Here is a 25,597-nt window from a genome sequence, read left to right as displayed (position 1 = left end):
CGGGTCGTGCGGGGGGCGCGAGGTCGTACACGGGGTGGCGCTGGTCGTGCGGGGACGGGCGGTGGCGGTGGCGCGAGGCCGTACAGGGGGTGACGCCGGTCGTGCGGGGGCAGGGCGGACCGCGCCCCGGCGGAGGGGGGCGGTGGTGCGGAGGCGGGCCGGGTCAGACGCGGATGACCTGGGGGCCCATGAGGGAGTAGCGCTGTGCCTCGGCCGAGGGGAGGCCGGCGTCGGTGACGATCGCTTCGAAGTCCCCGACCCCGGCGAACCGGCAGAAGCTCACCGCGCCGAACTTGGAGTGGATCCCGGCGAACACCCGGCGTCGGGAGCTCCGCATGGCCTGGGCCTTGACCTCGCTGACGGCGGGGTCCGGGGTGGTGAGGCCGTACTCGCGGGAGATGCCGTTGGCGCCGACGTACGCCAGGTCGATGACGAAGCCGGCGAGCATCCGGGTGGCCCAGTGGTCGACGGTGGCCATCGTCCCGCCGCGCACCCGGCCGCCGAGCAGCAGTACGGAGACCTTCTCGGCGTCCGCGAGGACGGTGGCGACGGCCAGGGAGGCCGTGACCACGGTCAGCGGCCGGTCCTTGGGGAGGGCCTCGGCGACGAGCTGGGGGGTGAAGCCCTCGTCGACGAAGACCGTCTCGGCGTCGCCGAGCAGGTCGGCGGCGGCTGCCGCGATCCGCGACTTCTGCGGCACGTTACGAGTGGTGCGCACCGCGAGCGTGGTCTCGAAGCCGGCCGACTCCACCGGGTACGCGCCGCCGTGGGTCCGGCGGACGAGGCCGTGCTCCTCCAGCACGTGCAGATCGCGGCGGACGGTCTCCTTGGCCACCTGGAACTGGACCGCGAGAGCGTTCACCTCGACCGACCCGTCCCGGCGGGCGCGGTCGAGAATTCCTCTGCGGCGTTCGTCGGTGTCCACGACACACATCCCTGGTTCTTGCGGTGGCACTGTTCGGGTCGCGGCCCGGTCCGTTCGGGCCCATGTGTCGTTTGTACAAGCAGTGCCGACCGCTCGACCAGGTTCTTCGCCGGATTCCCTGTGCCCGTTCGTGCCCGTTTCCCCGGGCGGGCAGCCGCTGGTCACACCGGTGGGGCCGTGCGTCCCGGGCGCGTCCGGCGCCCGCTCGCCCCCCGTACGGGCCCGAATCGCGCCCGATCTCCGGGGGCCGTCAGTGGGCCGGCTCCTCCAGCCCTTCGAGGCTGTCCATGAAGGAGCTCACCGAGAAGACGGCGCGGCCGGGTCCGGCGGGGCCGTAGCCGGGCGGGGAGTTGAGCCCGAACTCCTCCAGCGTCGCCCGGTACGCCTGAAGGAGGCGGATGTGGTATTCGAGGGGCGCGCCCAGGGGGTTGGCCTTGCCCAGCGGGGTCGTGGGCTCGGGGCACCAGGTCGTGAAGCGCGGGACGACGCCGTTCGACATGAAGAACCGCAGGCCCTCGGTGGTCGAGTCGATGGCCTCGCTCACCTTCGTGAAGCCGAAGGGCTCGGCCATCTCGATGCCGGCGACGAAGTTGGGGATGACGTTGCGCGGCCCGAACACCTCGGCCGAGTCCAGGATGCGGCGGTGCCACTCGTCGCGGCCGACGTAACGCTCCTTGCCGGGGCAGTGCAGTTCGAACAGCCGGCGGTCCCACACCTCGAAGTTGGGGTGGTAGATCCGGATCCCGTAGTCGTGGAAGCGCTGCACGTCCGCGCGGGGCAGGGCCTGGGCCACCACCTTGCCGGTCCAGCGGCCGGGGAAGCGCTCCTCGATGGCCTTCGCGTAGTGCCCGTAGAAGTCGGCCTCGTCGCGTCCGGCGACCTGGGAGGTGATGGAGCCGCCGGTGAGGGTGTAGGCGCGGGAGACGCCGGCGGTGTCGTACCGGTCGATGATCTCCAGGGCCTCCAGCACCTCCTCCACCGGCTTGACTCCGGTGTAGGGGCGGCCGGCCGCCTTGTGCTGGCGCCAGTTGTGGTTGATGTCGCAGAACTGGCACTCCTCCTTGGCGCCGAAGTACTGGCAGACCCGGAAGACCGTCAGGTAGATGAGATAGCCCCACTGGATGGTCGGGGCGACCTCCATCACCGACTTCCCGTTGGACAGCTGGTGGCGGTAGTACTCCGGCATCGGCGGCAGCCCGACGTCCGCGATCCGCGCCCCGTCCAGGTAGAGGCCGAGCGCCCCGTCCTCGCCGCCCCGCACGACGTACGGGGAGTCGGGGTTGACCCGCACCGACACGACCGTGCGGCGCAGTCCGTAGGGGCCTCCGGTGAGCACGACCTCCTCGGGCGGCCGGTTGAGCGCGGCGGCTCCGAGCTCGGGCAGGGTGCGGTGGTCGAAGGAGAAGATGAAGTACGACTTCGGCTTCACATCGCCGGTCGCGCCGCCCACCGATCCGCTCAGCGCGGACTCGTCGAAGGCCATGCCTCCGCGCAGCAGGTCTTCCTTGATGACGGCCTCCCGGGGCACCTCCGGGAAACGCCCCATCAGGTCCTCGACCAGTGCCGTACGGCTGCTGCTCGGCATGTGTGCGAACCTCCGTTGTCCCCCCGCCCCCGCTGCGCACTCCCGGGCGGGTCTGGCGAATCAGAATCACCAGCCTACGCCACCGCTTTGTTTCACCCGTATTGCCCAGTGTGAAATCATCCGCGGCCACCTCCCCTCCCGATATCCGCCGGTGGCACGATCCCTCGTGACCCGGTGAGGAATGGGGGGATTCCGCGGTGGTACGCACCCTGCTGGTCGACCATCACGACTCGTACACGTACAACCTGTTCCAGTTACTGGCGGAGATCAACGGCGAGGAGCCCGTCGTCGTCTCCGACGACACGGCGGCGGACCGCTGGCCCGCCCGGTCGGACTTCGACAACGTGGTGCTGGGCCCCGGCCCCGGACACCCCGCCGACCAGTGTGATCACGGTCCCTGCCGGGAGATTCTGCGCGGCTCCGGCGTGCCCGTCCTCGGCGTGTGTCTCGGTCATCAGGCCCTGGCCCGGGAGGCGGGAGCCCGGGTGGAGCGGGCCGGGCGGCCCGCGCACGGGGAGGTGGCGTCCGTGGCGCACGACGGATCGGGAATCCTCGCCGGCATTCCGCAGGGGTTCGGCGCGGTCCGCTATCACTCGCTGCTCGCGGTCCCTCCCTTTCCGCCGTACCTGCGCCGCACCGCGTGGACCGAGGACGGGTCGGTCATGGCGATAGCGCGCACCGACCGGCCGCACTGGGGCGTCCAATTTCATCCGGAATCCATTGCCACCGAATACGGCCGCCGGCTACTGACCAATTTCCGCGACCTCACCCCGTTACGGAGGCGGGCCCGCCCCGCACGCCCGTGCCGCCCTCCCGAACCCGGGCCGGCGGCCGAAGCGCCCGCCCCCGCCGGTCTGCGGGTCCTGACCCGCAAGCTGCCCGGCTGGACCGCCCCCGAGACGGTGTTCACCGCCCTCTACGCCGACCGGTCGCACGCCTTCTGGCTCGACAGCAGCGACACCGGCGGCGACAGCGGTGGCGGCGGACCGGCCTCACCGGACGCCTCCCGGTTCTCCTACCTGGGGGCCCCGGACGGCCCGCTCTCCCACGAACTGCGTTACGAGGTCGCCACCGGGACCCTGCGCACCCGCGGCCCGCACGGAGCCGGGGCCGACCGGGGCGACCTGCTGAACCATCTGCGGCTGGAGCTGGAGCGGCTGCGGGCCGCCGCCCCCGCCGGGCTCCCCTTCGATCTGCTGGGCGGCTTCGTCGGCTACCTGGGGTACGAACTGCGCGCCGACTGCGCCGGAACCCCCGCTCCCGTCCACCGCTCCCCGCTGCCGGACGCGGCCCTGCTCTTCGTGGACCGGATGTTCGCCTTCGACCACGTACGCCGCGAGGTGTACGCGGTGGCCCTCGCGGAGCCCGGCGCGGAAGCCGTCGCGCGGCGGTGGCTGGCGGAGGCCGAACGCGAGGTGGCCGACGCCGCGCCGCCCCCGCCGGTGGGTCCCGTCACCGGCGGGGACGCCCTCACGCTCTTCCCGGAGGAGGCCCGCCACACCCCGCGCTGGGCCCGGGACCGTGACGCGTACCTGGCCGACATCGCCCGGTGCAAGGAGTGGTTGCGTGACGGTGAGAGCTATGAGATCTGTCTGACCAACCGGGTCGAGACCCGCACCGACGTCGACCCGCTGACGCTCTATCGGACGCTGCGCCGGGTCAACCCGGCCCCGTACGCCGCCTATCTGCGCTTCGGTGGACTGGCGGTGCTCAGCTCGTCGCCGGAGCGGTTCCTGCGAGTCGGGCGGGACGGCCGGGTGCAGGCCAAGCCCATCAAGGGGACGGCGGCCCGGGCCGGCGACCCGGCCGAGGACGCCGGGCGGGCCGAGGCGCTCCGTACCAGCCGCAAGGACCGCGCGGAGAACCTGATGATCGTCGACCTGCTCCGCAACGACCTCGGCCGGGTCTGCGCCACGGGCAGCGTCGAGGTCCCCTCGCTGATGGCGGTGGAGACCTATCGGACGGTCCACCACCTGGTCTCGACGGTGGAGGGGGTGCTGCGGCCGGGGCTGGGCCCGGTGGACTGCGTGCGCGCGGCCTTTCCGCCCGGCTCCATGACCGGGGCGCCCAAGGTGCGCACGATGGAGCTGCTGGACCGGATCGAGCCCGGGGCGCGCGGCGTCTACTCCGGGGCCATCGGCTGGTTCGGGGCGGACGGCGCGTGCGATCTGTCGGTGGCCATCCGGACCGGGGTCGCCCACGACGGCCGGCTGTCGGTGGGGACCGGCGGGGCCGTGCTGTGGGAGTCCGATCCGGAGACCGAGTACGCCGAGACCGTCCTCAAGGCCGCGCCGCTGCTGCGTGCCGTGGCCGCCGCCGAGACCTGGTCGCCCGCCCGCCCCCTGCCCGTGGACGCACCCGCCTGACCGCCCCCTCCCCCGCTCCCGCACCCGCACCCGCGACCCGAGGAGACACATGTCACGCCCTGCCCACACCGCGTCGCGCGGGTCCGCCCGGTGACCGGCGGCGTCCTCGGCGGCCTGGCCACCGCTCCCCCGCCGGACCTGGCCGCCCGGATCACCGGCGAGCTGGTCCGCGCCATCCCCGACGCGGTGCACGGGTCGTTCGTCTTCACCGACGAGCACCTGGCCCTGGTGCCCGAGGAGACCACCGAGGCCCTACGCCCGTACGTCGGTTGGAGCGTGTTCTGCTACGCCGTGCCGATCACCGACGAGGGGCTGTGGGTCTGGCACCACCACGGCGAGTACCGCTCCCTGCTCGCCAACTACGTGCTGCTGCGCGCCGCCGACGCGATCCGCCGGGACCTGCGCCGTACCGGGGTCGCGACCGAGGATCTGCCCGAACTCACCGCCCAGGGCGTGTCGATGGTCGAGGTCGGCGAGTACGCGGGGATCGGCAACCGGGGCTGGAACAACCTCCTGATGCATCCGGAGTACGGGTCCTGGCTCCAGATCCACGCCCTGCTGGTGGACGCCCCGCTCACCGAGAGCCCGCTCGTGCTGACCGACGTCTGCGTGCAGTGCGGCAACTGCTTCCGCTCGTGCCCCGTGGACGCGCTGGACGTGGACGTCTTCCACCGCTCGCGCTGCCAGAAGGTGGTGGCCGCCCCGTGGGACCCCCGGAGCCGGGCCGAGGCGCTGACCGACAAGACCTACATCGAATGCCGCATGTGCATCGACGACTGCCCTATCGGAACACCCGTGGAGAGGCTGCTGGCATGGAAACGCTGACCATAGACAAGCCCCAGGAACCCGATGCGCTGCGCGACGACGGCGGCTACGTCTTCCACCATCCGCCGAAGGCGCTGTGGGACCGGGGGGTGCAGCCCGATCCCCAGCGGTGGCGGCGCTACTCCGTCTATCTGCACGTCCCCTTCTGCAAGAAGATCTGCACGTTCTGCACCTTCGAGCGCAAACGGCTGCGGCGTGACTCGCTCGACGGCTTCATCCCGCGGCTGTGGCGCGAACTCGACACGGTGGTAGCCACCGACGACCTGTCCGCCGCGGCCCTGCACTCGGTGTACCTCGGCGGCGGCACCGCGTCGCTGCTGCCCAACGACGCGATCGCGCTGTTCGTACGGCGCATGCGCGAGGAGTTCGGGCTCCGCGAGGACACCGAGGTCACCCTGGAGTCGGAGCCGGGCACCAAGACGGCAAAGGACCTGCGGATCGCCAAGGACGCCGGGGTGAACCGGGTGTCCATCGGCATCCAGGCGTTCCAGGACCCGCTGCTGAAGTCCCTCAACCGCTCCCACGACGCGGCGCAGGCGATCGCGATGGCCGAGGCGGTGCACACCGCCGGGATCGAGAACCTGCACGTCGACATCATGTACGGGCTGCCCGGCCAGACCATGGCGATGTGGCGCGAGACCGTGCAGCGCTGCCTGGACCTCGGGGTGAAGCATCTGTCGGCGTACCAGATGATCCTGTTCCCGGACGAGGTGATGGCCCGGCTGATCAAGTCGGGCGAGGTGCCCCCGCAGCCCCACGCGGACGTCATCGACGAGATGCGCGCCCACGCGGTGGAGACCTTCACCGCCGCGGGCCTGCCCCGGTACTCGCTCACCGAGTTCGCCGAACCGGGCTTCGAGTGCCGCTACGTCATCACCACGTGGGACGGCTCCGACTACCTCGGCTTCGGCCCCGGCGCCTACAGCCGCAACCACCGGCAGCTGTGGGAGAACCACACCGTGCACGCCGCCTACCACCGCGACACGGACAACGGGCGCCGGCCGGTGGGCCGTTCGGTGGAAATGACTCCCCGGCAGACGCTTGAGCGGGACCTCGCCATGGGCCTGTGCATGCTCAGCGTCGACCCGGAGGCGCTGGCCCGCCGGGCCGGCATCGACCTGGACAGCGTCGAGGCCGTCCTGCGCGAGCTGACGGACCTCGACCTCGTGCGGGGCGAAGGATCCCTGCTCCGGCTCACCGAGCCGGGCGTCCGGTACGCGACGGAGGTGATGAAGCGCCTGACGGCCAGTCAGTTCAGCTAGAGGGCCCGCCGGTTCCCCCGGCCGGGCATTCGACCCATCGGTCGCCGGTCCACGGCGACAGTTAGGAAGCAGAATCATGGCAACCGTAATCTTCTCGCTCAAAAAGATCGAGGCGGTGCTGGAGATCGCCCGGAAGGACCCGCAAGGGTTCCTCGGCGACCTCTCGCGCGACCCCTTCCGGGCCCTCCAGGGCAGCGGGATCGACCTCTCCCAGGGGGAGACGATCGCGATCGTCGACATCGTGAAGGGCAGCTCGCTGTCCCTGCTCGCCCCGCGTCTGGCGGACCTGCGCACCCTGTGGGCCGACATCCTCGCGGACAACCCGGTCGCCGAACGGCCGGCGCAGCCGCGCCGTGCCGCGGCGGCCGCGCTGGCCGACCAGGGCGCGCTGGCCGACCAGGGCGCCCGGTAGCACCGGATACCCGTCCCGGATGACACACCGCACCCGCTCCGGGGAGCCCGGCGGCCTCACGCCGCCGGGCTCCCCGGAGCTCCCGACCGCGCCCCGGCTGCTGCTCGCCGGAGTCGACGTCGTCGTCACCGCCGGCGGCGACGTCCTCGTCCTGGAAGTCAACGACCACCCCGGCGTGCTCCGCGAGCCCGCCGGGCCCGATGGCCGCCCGCCCGTCATGGAGGCGCTGGCCGACGCCCTCGCGGCCCGCGCCGGGAAGGACCCGTGCCTGATCACCCTGCCCGAGTGCTTCCGCCTGGATCCGCCGGGAGCGGCCACCGCACCGGTCACCGTCGCGCCGGCCTCCCGGCTCGTCGGGGACTTCGAACGCTCCGCGACGGCCCTCGGGGACCTGTCCGCGCTGCTGACCGGGCTGCGGGCCCGGGGGGTGGACGCCGCCCTGGCCGACCGGCCCGCCGCCGACGTCTTCCTCGCCAAACGCGGCAACGCCCGTACGGTCGTCTTCGACCGGCTGCCCGGCGTCTCCGGGGGCCCGGGCACGGAGATCGTCAACGCGCCCGGAGCCAGGAGGGTCTGCGGCGACAAGCTCACCACCGCGCGCGTCCTGGCGAGGGCGGCCGTGCCCGTGGTCCCCTGCGTCCCCCTCGACAAGCTGCTGCGCACCGGCACCGACAGCGGGTACGCCGTGCTGAAGCCGAGGGTCGGCGCGGCCGGCAACGGCGTCGAGCGGCATGCCGTCGCGGAGCTGCGGGCCTCGGCCGCCGGGGCGGGCGCGCCGGAGCCGGGATCCGACCGGATCGCGCAGCCCTGGATGGAGCTGCGCCGCACCTCCCGGGAGGGCCGGGCCCACCGCTTCGACCTGCGGGTCCTGGTGGTCGGCGGGCACGCCCGCGCCGTCCTGGCCCGCCGGGCGGGCGCTCCGGCCGACCTCCTGGCCGGGGAGCCGCTGTTGACCTGGCTGACGACGACGGGGCAGCGCGAGCCGCTGTGGATCGACGGCACGGTCACGGCCGCCGCCCACCGCTATCTCACCGACGACCTGATCGTGCGCGCCCTGGCCGTCGCCGAGGAGGCGGTCCGCGCGCTCGACCGGGAGCTCGCGGCCCGGGCGGCGGCGGGCACGGGGACGGGCTCCTCGGCAGGCACGGGGGTGGCAACGAACTCGGAGGCGGGCACGACGGCGGGCAAAGGCCCTGGCCCTGGCCCTGGCCCTGGCCCTGGCCCTGGCTCGGGCTCGGGCTCGGGCTCGGGCTCTGGCTCGGGCGATCACGGATTCGCCCGCCACAACGGGGTGAGCGGCCCCCTGGACACCGTGACCGCCGTGCCGGACCTCACGGCTCCGGGCGCGGATCCGCACCACAACCGCTCAGCTACCAGGGAGGATTGAACCCAGTATGCAGATCATGGGCGTGCTCAACGTCACCCCGGACTCCTTCCACGACGGAGGCCGGCTCGGCTCCGCCGACCAGGCGGTCGAGGCCGGCCTCGCCATGTTCGCGGCGGGCGCCGACATCGTCGACGTCGGCGGGGAGTCCACCCGGCCCGGCGCGGAGGAGACCCCGGCCGCCGTCGAACGCGACCGGATCCTCGACGTCGTACGGGAGTTGGCGCTCCACGGCCGGGTCTCCGTCGACACGCGCAAGGCGGCGGTGGCCCGCGCCGCCGTCGCGGCGGGGGCGTCCATCGTCAACGACGTCTCCGGCTCCCTCGGCCCGGTGGCGGGGGAACTCGGCGTCGGGTACGTGGCGATGCACATGCGGGGCACTCCCGGCACCATGCAGGAGGGGCCGGTGTACGGGGACGTGGTGGCGGAGGTCTCCCGGTTCCTGCTCCGTACGGCGGAGGAGGCCCTCGCCGCCGGGGCGTCCACGGTGTGGATCGACCCCGGGTTCGGCTTCGGCAAGACGCTCGCCCACAACGTGGCGCTGTTCCGGGCCATCCCCCGGCTCGCCGCCTTCGGGCACCCGGTCCTGGTCGGGGTCAGCCGCAAGACGATGGTGGGGCAGCTGACGGGCCGGGACACCCCCGCCCAGCGGCTGCCGGGCTCGCTCGCCGCCGTGTGCGCCGCCGCCCAGCTCGGCGCGGGCGCGGTGCGCGTGCACGACGTGGCCGAGACGTACGACGCCGTGCAGGTGTCCCGGGCGCTGCTCCCGGCTGCCGTGCCCGGGGCGCTGGACGCCGCGACGAACCCGCTCGTGCCGGCGGCGCTGGTGGGGGCGGTACGTTGACCCGGTCCACGGGCCTTTCGCCCGCCGCGCCTTCCGGTGCGGGGGCCCGCCCGGCGACGGCCGTCGTTCCGCTCGACCCGGACGCCATGACCGCCGAGGCCACCTCGCTGCTGCGGCGGCTCATCCGGCACGGCTGCGTCAACGACGGCACCCCCGACTCCGGGCAGGAGCTGAGGAGCGCCGAACTGCTCGCGGACTACCTCTCCGGCAGCGGCCTCCGCCTGGAGATCGTCGAACCCCACCCGGGGCGCGGCTCGCTCGTCGCGACCCTCCCGGGCTCCGGCGGGGCGAGCGGCGGCCTCACCCTGCTGGGCCATCTCGACGTGGTCCCGGCGAGCCCCGACGGCTGGACCCGGGACCCGTTCGCCGCCGAGCTGGTGGACGGGGTCGTCTGGGGGCGCGGCGCGGTCGACATGCTGGGCATCACCTCCACCATGGCCGTCGCCCTCAAGCACCTGGCCCTCTCGGGGTTCCGTCCCGGCCGCGATCTGACGCTGCTGGCCGTCGCGGACGAGGAGGCGGGCGGCCACTGGGGCGCGGGCTGGCTCTCCCGGAACCGGCCCGAGCTGTTCCGGGACCGCTCGGTGATCACGGAGTCCGGCGGGTTCCCGATCCCCACCCCGGACGGGATCGCCGCACTGGAGTGCTTCGTCGGCGAGAAGGGCGCCTACCCCTGCACCCTGGTCGTCGGGGGGACCAGCGGCCACGGGGCCTTCCCCTACCGCACGGACAACGCCGTCGTCCGGGCCGCCGAGGTGCTGGGACGGCTGTCGCACCTGGCTCCCGCACTCCAACTGGACGACACCTGGCGGGAGTACGTCGACGGGCTCGGCCACCACGGCGAGCTGCGGCGGCGGTTGCTGGACGCGAGCGCGTTCGACCAGGCCCTGGAGGAGATTCCGCTCGGCCTGGCCCGGCACTTCCACGCCGTGACCCGGATGACCGTCTCGCCCAACACGATCCACGGGGGCACCAAGCCCAACGTGGTGCCGGACCGGGTCGAGATCTCCCTCGACATCCGGGTGATGCCCGGGCAGACCCGCGAGGAGGTCGAGGCCCTGGTCGGCGACGCCCTGAGCGGCGTCCACGGGGTGCGGCCGGTGTTCGGGGGGTGGCGGCCCGGCAGCAGGTCCGCGCGCCGGACGCCGCTGTGGGACGCGCTGGAGACCGTCACCGCCCGGCTGGCTCCTGGCGGGCGGATCGTACCGGCGATCAGCTCGGCCACCACCGACGCCCGGCATGTCAGGCCCACCGGATCGGTCTGCTACGGCTACGGGCTCTTCACCGAACACATCCCCTGCGACGACTACTTCACGATGTTCCACGGCGTCGACGAGCGCGTCGACCAGGGTTCGCTGCGGCTGATGAGCGAGCTGTGGGCCCAGGTCGCCGTGGAGTTCACGCCCCGAGAGGACCCGGCCGATGGCTGACTCCCCCGTACCGCTGACCGAGGACTACGAGAAGGACCGGCAGCGTCACGTACGGGCCTTCGCCCGCCGCCTCGACTCCGCCGTCGACCAGCTCACCTGGCCGGACGCCGCCCGACTCGCCCTGCGCGACGAGCGGTTGCGGGCGCTCCTGCGCACCGCGAAGGAGCGCTCGCCCTGGCACGCGAATCGGCTGCGGCACATCGACCCCGAGCAGATCACCGGGGACGACCTCACCGAGATCCCCACCATGACCAAGGCCGACCTGATGGAGAACTGGGACTCCATCGTCACCGACCCCCGGCTCACCCTGGACCTGGCCACCGCGCATCTGCGCCGTATCGAGGAGAGCGGCCCCGCCTACCTCCTGGACCACTACCACCTGGTCGAGACCAGCGGCACCAGCGGCACCCGGGCCGTCTTCGCGTGGGACTTCCCCGGCTGGCTGGAGGTCCGGCTCGCCGACATCCGCAGCTTCGCGTGGCTGACGCGCCACCGGGGCTGGGCGAAGGAGAACCGCTGGGCCTACCTCATGACCAGTCTGCCCACACGGATGAGCCGGGCCGGGCGGGTCACCTTCGAGCCCCCGGAGACGTACATCGAGCTGCCCGTCTCACTGCCCCTGGCCGAGACGGTCGAACGGCTCAACGCGTTCCGGCCCACGTTCCTGCTCGCCTACCCCTCTCTGCTGCACCAGCTGGCCCAGGCGGCCGACGCGGGCGATCTCCATATCGCCCCCGACGCCCTGGGGGTGGCCGGTGAGCCGCTGCGGCCGGCCGTGGCGGCGGCCATCGAGGCGTCCTTCGACGCCCCGCTGATCGACTACTACGCGTCGAGCGAGAGCGGCACGATGGCCCACACCCATCCGGGCGTCGAGGGCCTCTACCTGGTGGAGGAGAACGCCGTACTGGAGCCCGTCGACGCGGCGTACCGGCCCGTACCTGCGGGGGTGCGCTCCGACCGGGTCCTGCTGACCAATGTGATCAACCAGCTGCTGCCGCTGATCCGTTACGAACTGGACGACGAGATCACCCTCCTCGACGAGCCGGACCCCGGCCCGTGGACGGGCCGCCGGATGGCGGGTCCGGACGCCGGGCGGGGCCGGCTGGGCCATGCGAGCTTCGGCTATCCCGGCGGCGTCGAGATCCCGGTGTACACGTTCCGGATGGCGTTGGTCGACCACGAGCAGGAGATCGCCGAGTACCAGGTCCGCCAGACGCCGGACGGGGCCGACATCGACGTACGGGCCGCGAATGCCACGGCCCCGGACACCCCCGACCTGGAGGCCCTGCGGCGCACCGTCACGGAGCTGCTGCGCCGCCCGGGGCTGGACGAGCCGCGCGTCACGGTCCGCCGGGTCGACCACTTCCCGCTCTCCGAGCACGGCAAGTTCAAGCGCTTCGTACCGCTCGCGGCGGGAACGGCGGGGACGGATGAGGCCGCCACGGAGGCGGCAGGAAGGGATGAGGCCGCCCAGGACGCTGCGGGAACGGGAGAAACGGCCGCGGACGCTGCGGGAACGGGCGAGACGGCTGCGGACGCGGCGGGAACGGGAGAGGCCGCTCCGTGCTGACCTCGCAAGGCCCTCGCCGCCCGCCCACTCCCCGGCACTCGCGCTACCGCCGGCTGTTCACGCGCCCCGGAGTGGCCGCCGTGGTCGTCTACGGGCTGGTGGCCCGGGTGCCGAGCGGCATGAACGTCCTCGCCGTGATGCTCGCGGTCACCGCCGCCGGCCACTCCTACGCCCTGGCGGGCGCGGCGGCCGGGAGCTACGCGGTCGGCGCCGGGGTCAGCGGCCCGCTGCGCGGACGGCTCGTGGACCGGCGGGGCGCGGCACGGGTCCTGCTGACGACCGGGCTCGCGCAACTCGTCGCCATGGCGGTCCTGTTCGGCGTCACGGCGAGCGACCTGCCGGGGGCGTTCCTGCTTCCGGCGACCTTCGCGGTCGGGGCGCTGCTGCCTCCCGTGGCGCCGGTCATGCGGACCCTGTGGGACCGGGTGCTCGAGGACGACGAGGAGCTGAAGGCGGCGGCCTTCGCCTGGGAGACCGTGGTGATGGACCTGGTCTTCATCATCGGCCCCGGGCTGCTGGCGGCCCTGGTCGGGCTGGTGCCTCCCGAAGCCTGCCTCGGCCTGTCCGCCGTATGCACCCTGATCGGCTGTGCGGGCCTGGCCACCCGGCCGGAGGTACGGGCGCTCGGCCCGGCTCCGGCCGGGCCGCGCCACTGGACGGGGGCCCTGCGGGTGCCGGCGGTCCGCGCCCGCCTCCCGGTGGCCTTCCTCGCGACCGGCTCCCTCGCGGCCGTCGAGGTCGCGGCCCTCGGCTTCGCGGGCGAGCTCGGTACGCCCGCGCACAGCGGCTGGCTGCTCGCCGCCCTCTCCGTGGGCAGCGCGGCCGGCGGGCTGCTGTACGGGGCGGTACGCCTGCCGGGCGGCGTCTCCGTCCAGTTGGTGGCGGCCCTGGCACTCCTGACCGCCGCCTGGGCGCTCGCCTCGCACACCGCCCACCCGCTCGCGCTGGCCGCGCTGTTCGCGGCGGGCGGGCTGCTCATCGGGCCGATCATGACCATGCAGTTCACCGAGACGGCCCGGGCCGCACCGCGCGCGGTCATCACCGAGTCCTTCGCCTGGCTCAATTCCCTGGGGCAGGCGGGTTCCGCGGCTGCGGCGGCCGGCGCGGGCATCCTGGTGGCGAGCACCGCGCCCGCGCTCGGCTTCACCCTGGCGGCGGGCATGACCGGCCTGGCGGCCGTCCTAGCGTATCTGCTGCGGCCGGACCGGGGGCTGCGGAAGGAGGGGTAGGCCGCGCGACCGCTCCCGCGCGCGCCGGCCGGTTTCGGCCGAAGGGGGAAAGTCGTGATCTGCCGCCGCAGGCAGCGCAGTCGGGCTGTAATGGGGCATGGCAGTCAACAGACCGGCGCTCAGCGTCAGCGTGGTGGCGGCGGACGCGGACGCGGCGATCGAACGGTCTCTGCGGGAGTCCCTCTCGGCCGCGGGGATCTCCCGGACGGATCAGGCGTCGGCGGACGCGGTGGTCATCCTGATCTCCGAAGCCGCCGTGGACGATCCTCAGTGGCTGGCGAAGGTCGAGCGGTATCGCGGGGCGCGGCTGGTGCCGATGCGGATCGACCGCGTCGCCAGCAAGCGTGCGCCCGAGCACCTCAGGCCGGTCAACTGGGTCTCCTTCCAAGCGGATTCACCCGCCACCGCGTACGGCACCGTGCTCGCCGCCGTCCTCAGCGACCCCGGGCTGGTGCGTGCGCTGCGCGACCTCCGGGCGGAGGCCGAGGCGTGGGAGCGCGGGAGGCGGAGCCCGGACCGCCTCATCGGCGACCACCGACGAGCCGCCGAAGCCCGCGAGTTGCTGACCAGGCTGCGGGCGGACGGCGGCATCGACACCGGGGGCCCGGTCGCCGACTTCGTCGAGACGTCGTACCGGAGCACGCACAGGGCCCGTACCTGGCGGACGCGGCGACGTGTCGCCGGCACGGTCCTGGTGGCCGTGATGGCGCTCATCGTCGCCGTGTCGCTGCCCCGGCTCCTGAAGGCCAAGGGCACGGACTTCAACGCCCTGGTCTCCTTCGGTGATCCGGCGAGCGCACGCGAGATGCCCGAGTGGTCGTCCCTGCAGGCCGCGCAACTGCTCCTGCGCGGCAACGCGGACCAGAAGGCGCTGGCCCGCCGGACGCTGGCCTCACTGCTGTCCGTGCCGTGGTCGCTGGGCGAGCCGATGCCGTCTCTCGCCGAGGGCGAACCGACGCGGTACGCCGGGCTGGCGCCGCTGCCGAACGGCGAACAGGCGGCCGTGCTCATCCACGACGCGTCGGACGACACCTACAGCGTCGGTCTGTACGGCATCCGCGAGGGCGAGATGCTCTGGCGGGTGCGCCTGGGCCCCGGGTACGCGGACATCGCGGCCGCGGCCCACGGCCGTACGGTCGTCGCGGTGGGAAAGGAGGGGACCGCCGTCGTCGACCTGTCGTCCCGGAAGGTGCGCCGACTGGGGCACGCGGAAGACGGGGAAGCGAGCCTGCGGCTGGCGGGGAACGACACCATGGTCGTCGGGCGCGGGGACCGGCTGGCGGTCGGCACACCCGACGACGAGGACTTCCGGACGGTCGGGGACCACTACGAGATGTTGTTGTCCCTGGAGGCGACCACCGACGGCGGCGTTCGAGCGCTGGTGGCCGTGAAGCCCGGGCGGTACCGGCTGGTGGACGCGCTGACGGGGAAGGTGCTGGCCCGTGCGGACGTTGACGCTCCTCTCGTCCACGCCGGCGCGGTGGGACGCGACCAGGTGTACGCGGTGTACGCGGGCGCCGACCGCCAGTTGTGGGAGATGCGCCCCGGCCGGCCCCCCGCCCCCACCGGTGTCGCCGCGCCCGAACGCGTCGGCGCGGTCAGCCTGCTGGACCACGGCAGGGTCGTGGTGGGCGGCTCGGACCAGCGGGCCCGCGTGGTGCGGCTGTCGGACGGCGGCGAGCTGGGTGTGGTGTGCCGGGACGTGCCCCGGCTCTACCGTCTGGTGCTGCCCCCGTCCGGAGACGTGGTGGGTTGCTACGGGCACAACAACGCCACGTTGTGGCGGATGCCGGAGGGGCCGCGGACCACCGGCACGGCCGGCTCCCTGCGTACGGGGAACGGAACGGAGAACGCGGACGGCGGCGTGCGGGCGGACGGCGGGTACGCCGTCGTGGAGCCGCCGTCGCGAAAAGCCGTCAGGATCCGGCTGTTCGCCTCCGACATCACCGCCTCCCGTCTGTCGGACGACGGCTCCCAGTGGGTGGCCGCGGCCCGTTCGGGGGACGTGGCCGTCGTGTCGCTGCGGATGTCCGACGACGTCCCCCGCGTCGTGGCGCGATGGCACATCCCCGGGGGCGGGCCCGCCACGGCTGTCGGATGGGTCGGGGAGGAGCCCCTCGTCCGAGGAACGGACGGCTCCGTCTGGGCGGTTCCGGGCTGTCCCGGCTGCACCACCGACGAGGGGCTCATCGCCCGTCTCAAGGAGAGGCTGTCCGGCTGCTGGACGGAGCGCCAGCTCCATGAGGTGGACGACGACGCGCGGGAATCGCTCGGTATCGGCGTGTGCCGGCCGCTGCCCGCACCGCTGGAGGACTGAAGTGCTGCATCACGTCTTCGTCTCGTACAGCCGGCGCGACCAGGGATGGGTCGACGCGCTGGTCCAGGAACTGGCCCGGCGGCACGTGAGGTTCTGGATCGACCGCGAGGGCATCCCCTTCTCCGTTCCCTGGCTGGACGAGGTGGAGGACGCGGTCCAGGCGTGCGACCTGTTCCTGGTCTGCGACTCGGACCACTGGCGCACCTCCACCGCCTGTGCCACGGAAGCGGCCTTCGGCGTGCGCTTCGGCAAGGTGCGCCTGGACGTTCCCGTGGGCCGGGACGTCACCGCCGCGGCGGAGGAGATCCTCCGGATGTCACGGCACGCGGGCCGTCTGCACGGCACGGCGACCGAACTGTCGGTCCGGGCACGGGACTGGGACCGGGAGGGACGCCAGGGCAGGAGACTCGCGCCGCGACGGCTGCGCAGACAGTTCGACGCGCTGCGGGGCGACCGGACGCTGTCACCGGTCGAGTGGGCCTTCATCGCCGCGAGCCGCCGCCGTACCGTGCGGCAGGCGGTCGTGTCCGTCGCGCTGGTGTTCCTGCTCCTGGCGTCCTATGTCTCCAGCCAGGCCGTGCCCCGTGCGGAGAAGCAGGTCACCGGACAACTGACGGAGCAGGCCGAGGTGTTCGTCGGCACCCGTGACGCGCTCGCGGTGATCGACGAGGACCCGTACAAGGGGCTGGAGCTGGCCGCCGCACGGGGCGGCAACGAGTCCGTGGCGTACGCCGTGATCCACGAGGAGGCGCTGGCGGTGAAGCTCCCGGACGACGCCTTCACGCTTCCCTCGCCGAGCGGGCGTTTCACCGACGCCACCGTCTCCTCCCAGGTCCGTGTCACCGCTCCGGACGGTTCCCTCTGGACGCGGGCGGCGGACGACCACGAACGGCGCTCGGCACGCGGAGCGGACGACGGCGCGGCGGCTGTGGACGGCAACGACACGAAAGGGGCCCTGGAGATACGTCTGCGGAAGGGCAGTGCGCGGATCCAACTGCTCCGCGAGGGGGAACTCTGGCGCACCGTGGTCCTGGGGTCGGCCGCGCGGACGGCCCGGCTGTCGCCCGACGCCAGATGGGCGGTGGTCGCCACGGAGACCGGCGTCGCCCTCGTCGACACCGTCCGCGGCACGGTGCGGGGCGTGTTCCGAGGAGCGCCCGCACCCGTCACGGACCTGGTGTGGACCCGGCGGGGCGAGCGCGTCTGGGCACTGGCGGGCCGCACCGCCGTCTCCTGGCGGGTCACCGACGGAACGGTCGTCCTCGACCAGCCCGACGCGTGGCTCGAAGACGTCTTCCGGGCGAAGGACGAGGCACACCTGTGGGTCGTGAGCCGGGACGGCACGCTGCGACTGGTGGAGCGTGCTTCGGGGACCGTCGTCCGCACGACACACGTGGAGGGCACGGTGCACGGTGCGGTCTCCGACCTCGGCGGAGAACGGGCGGCCGTCGTGGACTCGGACGCGGAGAAGGTCCGGATCGTCGAACTGGGCGCCGGAACGGCACGGCCCGTGAGCCTTCCCGACGACTGTGTGCCGGGCAGGCCCGTCTTCTCCCATGACGGACGCACCCTGTACGTGCCCTGCGTGTACGGCGACGTCCTCGTCGTGGACGCCCGTTCCCGGCGGACCACGGCGACGATCGAGGTGCCCGAGCCCGGTGGTCGTGCCGTGGCTCTCGATCCGTCCGGCGACCGTCTTCTCCTGGGCACGCCCATGGGGATCGTGTACTCGGTCTCTCCGGGCTCCGACGCACCGCCGAACCGGCTCTACCGGGTGGGGTGCTCACCGGACATCGAGCTCGTCGCCACCGGCCCCGGGCCGCGGTTGCTGCCGGTCGGAGAGGCCACGGGGCTCAGCGGCTGCACCCAGCTGGGCGTCGCACGGAGTGACGGGACCTACAAGTGGAACGCGTTCATCGACTCCCCGCCGGACTCGGTGCTCGCCATGGCCGCCGACTTCGACCCGACCGGGAAAGCCTTCGCGATCGGCTACAGCGACGGATCCGTCGTCCTGCACCCGAGCGAGAACATCCAGCCGCGCCAGGTCCTTCCCGGCATCTCCGGAGGCGTCCGGGCCATGCTCACCCTGCCCGCCGCGAAGCCCGGCGGGACCGCGACCGGGGACCTCTACGTGGTCACCCGGTCCGGGCTGCTCGTCCGCGTCCCCTGGTGCCCCTCGTGCCTGAGCAACGAGGCCATGGCGCGCGAAGCGGCTCAACGCCTCCGGCGGGCCAAGACCCTCGGGCTGTACGAACCCCCGGCGGTCCCGTCCTCACCGGCTGCCACAGCTCCTACAGCTCCGAGTTCCACTTGACCATCCAGGTGTCGTTGAGGATCGAGATGACCTGTTCGCACCGGCTGACCAACGCGTCCTCGGTCTGGGGCGTCCTGTGCGCGGACAGCTGCCAGTCCGCGAGGATGCGCTCCAGTTCGTCGGCGGTACGGAGGAACTCCAGCTCCTGGTACTCGTACTTGGCCGCGGTGGCGTAGGCGACGACCGTGGCCGAGACGGTGGAGAGGACCGCCACCCAGGCCGCGGCCGCCTCCACCTGAAAGGCCCCGCTCCCCGCCCCGAGAAGCACCGCCGCGCCTCCGAGCAGCAGTTCGGTCCTCCGCACGATCCGTAGGCGGCCGCGCATCCACAGGGCCTTGGGCCGGTAGTAGTCGTCGATCTGCCCCCGTACCCTGACCCGGAAGTAGGAGTCGACGCCGTCGACGTCCGGCAGCGGACGGGCCGGATCGACAGGGATGTCGGCGATGTGGTGGAGCAGGTCGCCGGCCTCGGCCCGGATGCCGTTCACCGCGTCGCGCAGCACCGCCACCGCCTGGGGCGTCCGGTAGGAGCCGACGCCGGCGAGACAGGCGTAGACCTCGCCCTTGAATGCCTCGCTCACCGAACGCAGCCGGGTCCAGTCCTGGATCTGCCCCTGCCCGACACGGCTGTTGAGCACGGTGACCGCGCCGACGGCCACCGCCGCCCCGAACGCCAGCCACCGGGCCACCGCCGGGTGTGCCGAGCCGGTCTGCGCCGCGGCGGTTCCCAACACCGCCGCGATGACGAAACAGAAGAGGGAGACAGCCCGGACCCTGCCGATCTGCCGCTTCTGCCGATTGGCGGCCAGCGACCAACTCGCCTGCTGCGCCCATACGTTCGACGTGAACTGCGAGGTGTGAGCGGCTTCCATGGGGTGATTATGCGCAACGGGTCCGAGGTCTGCCGGGCGTACGGGGAATGCCGCCGCTCCGACCGCGCGCACCGCGCTCGGGCGGCAGCGCCGGACAGGGCTTTCGGGAGCGGGGCGGAACACTTCCCGCAGTCCTTGCGGGGAGCCGTGGCCGGCCCGCAGCTCGCCCGGAGAAGCCGCAGGAGCTGGTCGCGGCTGGGCGGGCGGAAGGTGTCGCCACCCGCCACCCGCCCCGCGCCCCGCGCCCCGACCGTCGACCGTCGAGATCGGATCCCGACTTTTCGTTGCGTGGATAGCGTCGGCCGCGACGAGTCGGCAAGATCGTACGAGAACGAAGCCGCTCCGACGCGAACACCCAGAAGCGCCCCAGGGAGACAGACATGAAGATGCTGATCAACGTCCCGGAGACCGTGGTGGCGGACGCCCTGCGCGGCATCGCGGCCGCCCACCCCGAGCTCACCGTCGATGTGGACAACCGGCTGGTCGTACGGCGGGACGCGCCGGTGGCCGGCAGGGTGGGGCTCGTCTCGGGGGGCGGGTCGGGGCATGAGCCGTTGCACGCCGGGTTCGTCGGGCCCGGGATGCTGTCGGCCGCCTGCGCCGGGGAGGTGTTCACCTCGCCGGTGCCGGACCAGATGGTGCGGGCGGCGGCAGCGGTGGACAGCGGGGCGGGGGTGCTGTTCGTCGTCAAGAACTACACCGGTGACGTGCTGAACTTCGAGATGGCCGCCGAGCTCGCCGAGGACGAGGGGGTGCGGGTGGCCCAGGTGATCGTGGACGACGACGTGGCGGTGAGCGACAGCACCTTCACGGCCGGGCGGCGCGGCACCGGGGCGACGCTCTTCGTCGAGAAGATCGCCGGGGCCGCCGCGGACGAGGGCGCGCCGCTGGAGCGGGTGGTCTCGGTGGCGCGGCAGGTGAACGGGTCCTCGCGGAGTTTCGGGGTGGCGCTGAGCGCGGTCACGACTCCGGCGAAGGGCAGCCCGACCTTCGATCTGCCCGCCGGGGAGCTGGAGTTGGGCATCGGAATCCATGGCGAGCCGGGGCGGGAGCGGCGGCCGATGATGACCTCGGGCGAGATCGCCGACTTCGCGGTGAACGCGGTGCTGGAGGACCTCCGGCCGACCGGGCCCGTGCTGGCGCTGGTGAACGGGATGGGGGCCACTCCACTGCTGGAGCTGTACGGGTTCAATGCCGAGGTCCACCGGGTGCTGTCCGAGCGGGGTGTGCCGGTGGCTCGTACCCTCGTGGGGAACTATGTGACCTCGCTCGACATGGCAGGCTGCTCGGTGACGCTGTGCCAGGTCGACGAGGAGCTGTTGCGCTTGTGGGACGCGCCCGTGGAGACGGCCGCGCTGCGCTGGGGCCGTTGAGCCGAGCGGCGGGCGGCCCGGACCGCGGGGGCTCTCGCCGACCAGAACGACCGACTGTGCCGGACAGGCCCGGGGAACTGGAGATCATGTGCTCGACGCCGACTTCTTCCGCCGCTGGATGGCGGTCACCGCGGCCGCGGTGGACCGTGAGGCGGACCATCTGACCGAGCTGGACTCGGCGATCGGGGACGCCGATCACGGCAGCAACCTCCAGCGCGGCTTCACGGCGGTGGCGGCCGTGCTGGAGAAGGACGCGCCCGCGACTCCGGGCGCGGTGCTGACGCTGGCGGGCCGGCAGCTGATCTCCACCGTGGGCGGGGCGTCCGGGCCGCTGTACGGGACGCTGCTGCGCCGCACCGGCAAGACGCTCGGCGAGGACGCCGAGGTGACCCGGGACCAGCTGGCCCGGGCCTTCGCCGCCGGGGTCGCCGCCGTGGGGCAGCTCGGCGGGGCGCAGGCCGGGGACAAGACAATGCTCGACGCGCTGCTGCCGGCAACGGAGGCGCTGGCCTCGTCGTTCCGGGGGGCCGCCGACGCGGCTCGGGCGGGCGCGGAGGCGACGACGCCGTTGCGGGCGCGCAAGGGGCGGGCCAGCTATCTCGGTGAGCGCAGCATCGGGCACCAGGACCCGGGCGCGACGTCGGCGGCCCTGCTGGTGGAGGCGCTGGCCGAGGCGGCGCGGGACGCGGAGGGCGACGCATGAGCGAGGAGCCGCAGGTGGGCATCGTGCTGGTCTCGCACAGCGGGCCGGTCGCGGAATCGGTCGCCGAACTGGCCCGGGGCCTCGCCGCCGGAGGCGTGACGGCCCCGGTCGCGGCGGCGGGCGGGCTGCCGAACGGCGGGCTCGGCACCAGCGCCGAGCTGATCGGCCGTGCCGCCGGCGCGGTGGACCGGGGCGTCGGGGTCGCGATCCTCGTCGACCTGGGGAGCGCGGTCCTCACGGTGAAAGCGATGCTCGCCGAGGGCGACGAGCTGCCCGAGGGCGCGCGGCTGGTCGACGCGCCGTTCGTGGAGGGCGCGGTCGCCGCCGTGGTCACCGCGTCGGCGGGCGGGGACATCGCCGCGGTGGAGGCGGCGGCCTCGGAGGCGTACGGCTACCGCAAGACGTAGCCCTGCGGCGGTGGGCGCGGAGGGACGGGGCCCGGGCGGCTCCGTCCCTCCGTTCGTCCCGGCCCGGGGAGGGGCGCACCACGCGCGTTCGTACGGCCCGGCCCGACCCATGGATCGGCACCTCACGGGCGCTCGTCCGCCCGGACCACGGATCGGCGCACCACGCGCGTTCGTCCGGCCCGGCCCTCGGGTTGGCGCACCGCTCATGGCGATTGCAGACTTGGCGATATGTCGGCAGGCAGGCGCAGTGCGGGGCTTCTCCTCTTCCGGGTCACGGGTACCGGGGACGAGCGGGACGTCGAGGTGCTCATCGGGCACATGGGCGGGCCCTTCTGGGCGGGGCGCGAGTCGGCCGCCTGGTCGGTGCCGAAGGGCGAGTACGCCCCCGAGGAGGAACCGGCGGCGGCCGCGCGGCGGGAGTTCGAGGAGGAGCTGGGGGTGCCGGTGCCGGAGGGGCGCTGGCTGCCGCTCGGCGAGTCGCGGCAGCGCAGCGGGAAGACGGTGACCGTGTGGGCGGTTCAGGCGGAGCTGGATGTGGCGTCCGTGTCGCCGGGGACGTTCACGATGGAGTGGCCGCGCGGCTCCGGCGTGCAGCAGGAGTTCCCGGAGATGGACCGGTTCGCCTGGTGCACGCCGGAGGAGGCCGCCGAGCGGCTGATCGCGGGTCAGCGCGTCTTCGTGAAGCGGCTGCGCGCTCAGGTGCTCGGGAAGGCCGCCGCTTCCCCGGACGCGTAGGCAGCTGCTCGGACGGGCCGGCCGTCGCGCAGTTCCAGTACGTCGCCGGTGAAGCGGGCACGGAAGCTGCGGTCGTGCGACACGACGACGACGGCCCCCGGGTACTGCGCCAGGGCCTCCTCCACCTCCTCCACCAGGCTCAGCGCGATGTGGTTGGTCGGCTCGTCCAGCACCAGCAGATCGGCCGGCCGGGTCACCAGCCGGGCCAGGGAGAGCCTGCGCTGCTGGCCGATGGAGAGGACCGCGACGGGCACCCCGAGGTCTTCGGGCCGGAACAGGCCCAGCTCCAGCAGCTCGTCCGCGTGTTCGTCGGGGAAGCCGGGGCGGCCCGCGGCGAAGGCGGCGAGCAGGGTGCGCCGGGTCGGCCGGGCGGGCAGCTCCTGCGGGAGGTAGCCGACCCGGGCGCGACGGGTGACCGTCCCGGTGTCGGGGACCAGGTCCCCGGCGAGGACCCGCAGGAGGGTGGTCTTGCCCGCCCCGTTGTCCCCGGTGACCAGGAGGCGCGCCCCGGGCTGCACGCGGAGGGCGGGGAGGTGGAGGCGGTCGCCCACGGAGACGTCGTCCAGCTCCACGAAGGGGCCGCCGCCGGCGAGGCCCGGGCCGTCGCCGGAGCCGGACTCCCCTGCCAGGGCCGGGCGGCCGGTGAAGGCGAGCGGCCGGGGCGGGGCGGGCACGGGAGAGCGGTGCAGCGCTTCCAGCCGGGTCCTGGCCGCCCTGACCCGGCCGGACAGTTTGGCCTCATGGGAGCGGCGGTGCTTGCCGAAGCCCTGTTTCGGGTCCCTTCCGGTGGCCGCGAGCCGCTGCCCGGCGGCGTTCACCAGCTCCTCGGTACGGGCCAGGTCGCTCAGGTACTCCTGGTGCTCCTGGGCCCAGCGACGGCGGGATGCGGCCTTCGCGGTGCGGTAGCCGTCCCAGCCGTCCCCGTACCGGGTGACCGTGCGCAGGTCGCGGTCGACCTCAAGGATCACCGAGGTGACCCGCTCCAGGAACGCCCGGTCGTGGGTGATGGCGACGACGGTGCCCCGGTGGGCGCGCAGGTGGTCCTCCAGCCAGTGCACCGCCGTCACGTCGAGGTGGTTGGTCGGCTCGTCCAGGAGCAGCAGTTCGGGGGCGGCCGCCAGCACGCAGGCCAGGGCCAGCCGTGAGCGCTCGCCGCCGGAGAGGGTGGCCAGCGCGCGGTCCCGGGTGAGGTGGGCGAGGCCCAGGCCGTGGAGGGCCGCTTCGGTGCGGGCGTCCGCCCGGTAGCCGTCGCGTTCCTCGTAGGCGGTGAGGAGGTCTCCGTACGCGGTGAGTTCCGCGTCGGTGGGCTCCCCCCGCGAGAGGGCTTCCTCCGCCTCGCGGATGGCCAGCTCCAGGGCGCGGAGTCCGGCCAGGGCCGCGTCGACGGCGTCCTGGACGGTGTCGGCCGGGTCGAGGGCGAGCGTCTGGGCGAGGTGGCCGACTGAGCCGGGGAAGCGGACGGTGATCTCGCCGCCGTCCGGCCGTTCGGCCCCGGCCAGCAGCCGGAGCAGGGTGGACTTTCCGGAGCCGTTCTCCCCGATGACGGCGACTTTCTCGCCGGGGCGGACGGTGAACGTCACCTGATCGAGTACGGAGCGGTCCCCGTACGCCTTGGAGACGTCCTTCACGGTCAATTGGGCGCGGTCGCGCTGGGGGTGCATGGGTGCCTTTTCCCTGGGTGACAGCCCGCGGCGGCGCGCAGGGGCGCGCGGGGGCGGGGCGTGGATACCGGACGGCGGAGGGACAGCCGCTCACCGGGGGCCGTGCGCGACGCGGCCCCGCCCGGTGCCGTCACGGGCGGTGCTCGTCGGCCGGCGGGTGAGCCTCGCCGGTGACGCTTCGCGTCGTGCGGCGGCTGTCCCGGCCGGGAATCAGCGGAAGTAGTAGTACGAACCCATGGCGTCGAGTGTAACGGCGCGCCGGGGACGGGGCCGGGGATTTCTCACCGGCCCCGGCACGCGGGTGCGGGGCTCAGCCGTTCGGCAGGATGACCGCGCGGCCGTTGACCCGGCCGTCGTGGAGCCGCTCGTAGGCGAGCGGGGCCTCGTCGATGGAGTACGTCTCCACGTGGACGTCCACCGCTCCCGCGTGCGCCAGGTCGAGGACCTCGGCGAGCTCCTTGCGCGAGCCCCAGTAGGGGGCGCTGACATCGGTTCCGTACGGAAGCGTCCCGAAGCCGACCGGGAGGGCGCCGCCCCCGATGCCGACGATCGTGACGTCGCCGTCCACCCGGGCGACGGCTCCGGCGGTCTTCACGGTGGGCGGCGCTCCGACGAAGTCGAGCACGACGTGCGCGCCGAGGCCGCCGGTCAGCTCCATGACGCGGTCCGCCGCCTTCTCGTCGGAGAGGACGGTCTCGTGCGCACCGACGCTCTTGGCCAGGGCGAGCTTGTCCTCGGTCACGTCGAGGGCGATGACCCGCACCGCCGTCATGGCGCGCAGGAGCTGGATCGCCACGTGGCCGAGTCCCCCGGTGCCGATGACGACGGCGGTCGCGCCGGGCACGAGCTTGGCCAGTGAGCGCTTGACCGCGTGGTACGGGGTGAGCCCGGCGTCCGTGAGCGGCGCCGTCTTCACCGGGTCCAGGTCGCCGATCGGCACCAGGTGCCGGGTGTCGTCGACGATCATGTACTCGGCCATCGCGCCGGGAGCGCCGAGCCCGGGCGGCATGATGCCGCGCTCCTTGGCGTACAGGCAGTAGTTCTCCTTGCCCTCGGCGCAGTTCACACAGGTGCCGCAGCCCCAGGGCCCGTACACCGCGACGGAGTCGCCGGTGGCGAACCCGGTCACGCCGTCGCCGAGGGCGGCGACGGTGCCGACGCCCTCGTGGCCCAGGGTGAGGGGCAGCGGGAAGGGGATCTGGTCGGCGGGCCAGCTCATCACGGCGATGTCGGAGTGGCAGACGCCGGCGGCGGTGACCTTCAGCAGGACCTGCCCGGGGCCGGGCTCGGGGTCCGGGACGGTGACGACCTCGGGGGCGGCCCCGACTGTTCGGTACTGAACGGCTTTCATGGGATCTCCTCGCTTCTTTCCTGTTTCGCTCGG

At 73.4% G+C, this 25,597-nt stretch carries 20 protein-coding genes; 15 read left to right on the top strand and 5 right to left on the bottom strand.

What is annotated here, in order from left to right:
* Nucleotides 1-163: 163 nt before the first annotated feature.
* Nucleotides 164-925, bottom strand: a complete 762-nt coding sequence (locus ACLJPL_RS23330) for a DeoR/GlpR family DNA-binding transcription regulator (RefSeq protein WP_411082851.1) — start codon at nucleotides 923-925, stop codon at nucleotides 164-166.
* A gap of 250 nt (nucleotides 926-1,175) precedes the next feature.
* Nucleotides 1,176-2,510: a radical SAM protein gene (locus ACLJPL_RS23325; RefSeq protein ID WP_411082850.1), complete on the bottom strand. Its 1,335-nt coding sequence runs from the start codon at nucleotides 2,508-2,510 to the stop codon at nucleotides 1,176-1,178.
* Between the two features lie 197 nt (nucleotides 2,511-2,707).
* On the opposite strand from ACLJPL_RS23325, the gene pabB reads away from it, so the two are divergent.
* From pabB to ACLJPL_RS23270, 11 genes are all read left to right on the top strand, one after another.
* Complete coding sequence (gene pabB / locus ACLJPL_RS23320) at nucleotides 2,708-4,876, top strand: aminodeoxychorismate synthase component I (RefSeq protein WP_411082849.1); 2,169 nt, start codon at nucleotides 2,708-2,710, stop codon at nucleotides 4,874-4,876.
* Nucleotides 4,877-4,966: 90 nt separating this feature from the next.
* Nucleotides 4,967-5,701 (top strand): 4Fe-4S binding protein, encoded by a 735-nt coding sequence (locus tag ACLJPL_RS23315; protein WP_411082848.1) that lies wholly within the window; start codon nucleotides 4,967-4,969, stop codon nucleotides 5,699-5,701.
* Nucleotides 5,689-6,963 carry a radical SAM family heme chaperone HemW gene (gene hemW / locus ACLJPL_RS23310; RefSeq protein WP_411082847.1) on the top strand — a complete coding sequence of 425 codons (1,275 nt, stop codon included), beginning with the start codon at nucleotides 5,689-5,691 and terminating at the stop codon, nucleotides 6,961-6,963. The genes ACLJPL_RS23315 and hemW overlap by 13 nt, the downstream gene beginning before the upstream one ends.
* A 76-nt stretch (nucleotides 6,964-7,039) precedes the next feature.
* Nucleotides 7,040-7,375, top strand: coding sequence for a hypothetical protein (locus ACLJPL_RS23305; RefSeq protein WP_411082846.1), 336 nt, complete (start codon nucleotides 7,040-7,042; stop codon nucleotides 7,373-7,375).
* 19 nt (nucleotides 7,376-7,394) lie between these two features.
* A complete protein-coding gene (locus tag ACLJPL_RS23300; protein WP_411082845.1) occupies nucleotides 7,395-8,762 on the top strand; it encodes a hypothetical protein in 1,368 nt (455 codons plus the stop codon).
* 7 nt (nucleotides 8,763-8,769) lie between these two features.
* Complete coding sequence (gene folP / locus ACLJPL_RS23295; protein WP_411082844.1) at nucleotides 8,770-9,603, top strand: dihydropteroate synthase; 834 nt, start codon at nucleotides 8,770-8,772, stop codon at nucleotides 9,601-9,603.
* Nucleotides 9,600-11,033, top strand: coding sequence for a M20/M25/M40 family metallo-hydrolase (locus tag ACLJPL_RS23290; RefSeq protein WP_411082843.1), 1,434 nt, complete (start codon nucleotides 9,600-9,602; stop codon nucleotides 11,031-11,033). Before folP ends, ACLJPL_RS23290 begins: the two co-directional genes overlap by 4 nt.
* Nucleotides 11,026-12,603, top strand: a complete 1,578-nt coding sequence (locus tag ACLJPL_RS23285; protein WP_411082842.1) for a phenylacetate--CoA ligase family protein — start codon at nucleotides 11,026-11,028, stop codon at nucleotides 12,601-12,603. Before ACLJPL_RS23290 ends, ACLJPL_RS23285 begins: the two co-directional genes overlap by 8 nt.
* Nucleotides 12,597-13,832 (top strand): MFS transporter, encoded by a 1,236-nt coding sequence (locus ACLJPL_RS23280; protein WP_411082841.1) that lies wholly within the window; start codon nucleotides 12,597-12,599, stop codon nucleotides 13,830-13,832. The genes ACLJPL_RS23285 and ACLJPL_RS23280 overlap by 7 nt, the downstream gene beginning before the upstream one ends.
* Before the next feature lie 97 nt (nucleotides 13,833-13,929).
* On the top strand, nucleotides 13,930-16,149 hold the full coding sequence (locus ACLJPL_RS23275; RefSeq protein WP_411082840.1) for a hypothetical protein: 2,220 nt from the start codon (nucleotides 13,930-13,932) through the stop codon (nucleotides 16,147-16,149).
* Between the two features lies 1 nt (nucleotide 16,150).
* Nucleotides 16,151-18,463, top strand: coding sequence for a toll/interleukin-1 receptor domain-containing protein (locus ACLJPL_RS23270; RefSeq protein ID WP_411082839.1), 2,313 nt, complete (start codon nucleotides 16,151-16,153; stop codon nucleotides 18,461-18,463).
* On the opposite strand, the gene ACLJPL_RS23265 is transcribed toward ACLJPL_RS23270, so the two are convergent.
* Nucleotides 18,441-19,334, bottom strand: coding sequence for a DUF4231 domain-containing protein (locus ACLJPL_RS23265; protein WP_411082838.1), 894 nt, complete (start codon nucleotides 19,332-19,334; stop codon nucleotides 18,441-18,443). The two genes, ACLJPL_RS23270 and ACLJPL_RS23265, sit on opposite strands and share 23 nt — an antisense overlap.
* A gap of 380 nt (nucleotides 19,335-19,714) precedes the next feature.
* On the opposite strand from ACLJPL_RS23265, the gene dhaK reads away from it, so the two are divergent.
* The 4 genes from dhaK to ACLJPL_RS23245 all read left to right on the top strand — a co-directional run bounded on the left by dhaK (nucleotide 19,715) and on the right by ACLJPL_RS23245 (nucleotide 22,552).
* Nucleotides 19,715-20,707, top strand: coding sequence for a dihydroxyacetone kinase subunit DhaK (gene dhaK, locus ACLJPL_RS23260; RefSeq protein WP_411082837.1), 993 nt, complete (start codon nucleotides 19,715-19,717; stop codon nucleotides 20,705-20,707).
* 88 nt (nucleotides 20,708-20,795) lie between these two features.
* A complete protein-coding gene (gene dhaL / locus ACLJPL_RS23255) occupies nucleotides 20,796-21,410 on the top strand; it encodes a dihydroxyacetone kinase subunit DhaL (RefSeq protein ID WP_411082836.1) in 615 nt (204 codons plus the stop codon).
* Complete coding sequence (locus ACLJPL_RS23250; RefSeq protein ID WP_411082835.1) at nucleotides 21,407-21,817, top strand: PTS-dependent dihydroxyacetone kinase phosphotransferase subunit DhaM; 411 nt, start codon at nucleotides 21,407-21,409, stop codon at nucleotides 21,815-21,817. The genes dhaL and ACLJPL_RS23250 overlap by 4 nt, the downstream gene beginning before the upstream one ends.
* A gap of 228 nt (nucleotides 21,818-22,045) precedes the next feature.
* Entirely contained in the window at nucleotides 22,046-22,552 is a 507-nt protein-coding gene (locus ACLJPL_RS23245; protein ID WP_411082834.1) for an NUDIX domain-containing protein, read from the top strand.
* Here ACLJPL_RS23245 and abc-f read toward each other — a convergent pair.
* Both abc-f and ACLJPL_RS23235 read right to left on the bottom strand, forming a co-directional pair.
* A complete protein-coding gene (gene abc-f / locus ACLJPL_RS23240; RefSeq protein WP_411082833.1) occupies nucleotides 22,513-24,213 on the bottom strand; it encodes a ribosomal protection-like ABC-F family protein in 1,701 nt (566 codons plus the stop codon). The genes ACLJPL_RS23245 and abc-f overlap by 40 nt on opposite strands.
* Nucleotides 24,214-24,523: 310 nt before the next feature.
* Nucleotides 24,524-25,564 (bottom strand): NAD(P)-dependent alcohol dehydrogenase, encoded by a 1,041-nt coding sequence (locus tag ACLJPL_RS23235; protein WP_411082832.1) that lies wholly within the window; start codon nucleotides 25,562-25,564, stop codon nucleotides 24,524-24,526.
* Nucleotides 25,565-25,597: the final 33 nt, after the last annotated feature.

It is taken from the genome of Streptomyces sp. cmx-18-6 (genome assembly GCF_046548915.1).
In the GTDB taxonomy this organism is placed as follows: domain Bacteria; phylum Actinomycetota; class Actinomycetes; order Streptomycetales; family Streptomycetaceae; genus Streptomyces.
This window is presented reverse-complemented; position numbering and strand designations above follow the sequence as displayed.

Bases quoted from the DNA above. Each gene is read 5' to 3' on its own strand.
- folP (WP_411082844.1), top strand. From the start codon at position 8,770: ATGCAGATCATGGGCGTGCTCAACGTCACCCCGGACTCCTTCCACGAC.
- ACLJPL_RS23325 (WP_411082850.1), bottom strand. From the start codon at position 2,510: ATGCCGAGCAGCAGCCGTACGGCACTGGTCGAGGACCTGATGGGGCGT.
- ACLJPL_RS23305 (WP_411082846.1), top strand. From the start codon at position 7,040: ATGGCAACCGTAATCTTCTCGCTCAAAAAGATCGAGGCGGTGCTGGAG.
- ACLJPL_RS23275 (WP_411082840.1), top strand. From the start codon at position 13,930: ATGGCAGTCAACAGACCGGCGCTCAGCGTCAGCGTGGTGGCGGCGGAC.
- hemW (WP_411082847.1), top strand. From the start codon at position 5,689: ATGGAAACGCTGACCATAGACAAGCCCCAGGAACCCGATGCGCTGCGC.
- abc-f (WP_411082833.1), bottom strand. From the start codon at position 24,213: ATGCACCCCCAGCGCGACCGCGCCCAATTGACCGTGAAGGACGTCTCC.
- ACLJPL_RS23300 (WP_411082845.1), top strand. From the start codon at position 7,395: ATGACACACCGCACCCGCTCCGGGGAGCCCGGCGGCCTCACGCCGCCG.
- dhaK (WP_411082837.1), top strand. From the start codon at position 19,715: ATGAAGATGCTGATCAACGTCCCGGAGACCGTGGTGGCGGACGCCCTG.
- ACLJPL_RS23245 (WP_411082834.1), top strand. From the start codon at position 22,046: ATGTCGGCAGGCAGGCGCAGTGCGGGGCTTCTCCTCTTCCGGGTCACG.
- ACLJPL_RS23285 (WP_411082842.1), top strand. From the start codon at position 11,026: ATGGCTGACTCCCCCGTACCGCTGACCGAGGACTACGAGAAGGACCGG.
- ACLJPL_RS23250 (WP_411082835.1), top strand. From the start codon at position 21,407: ATGAGCGAGGAGCCGCAGGTGGGCATCGTGCTGGTCTCGCACAGCGGG.
- ACLJPL_RS23265 (WP_411082838.1), bottom strand. From the start codon at position 19,334: ATGGAAGCCGCTCACACCTCGCAGTTCACGTCGAACGTATGGGCGCAG.
- ACLJPL_RS23235 (WP_411082832.1), bottom strand. From the start codon at position 25,564: ATGAAAGCCGTTCAGTACCGAACAGTCGGGGCCGCCCCCGAGGTCGTC.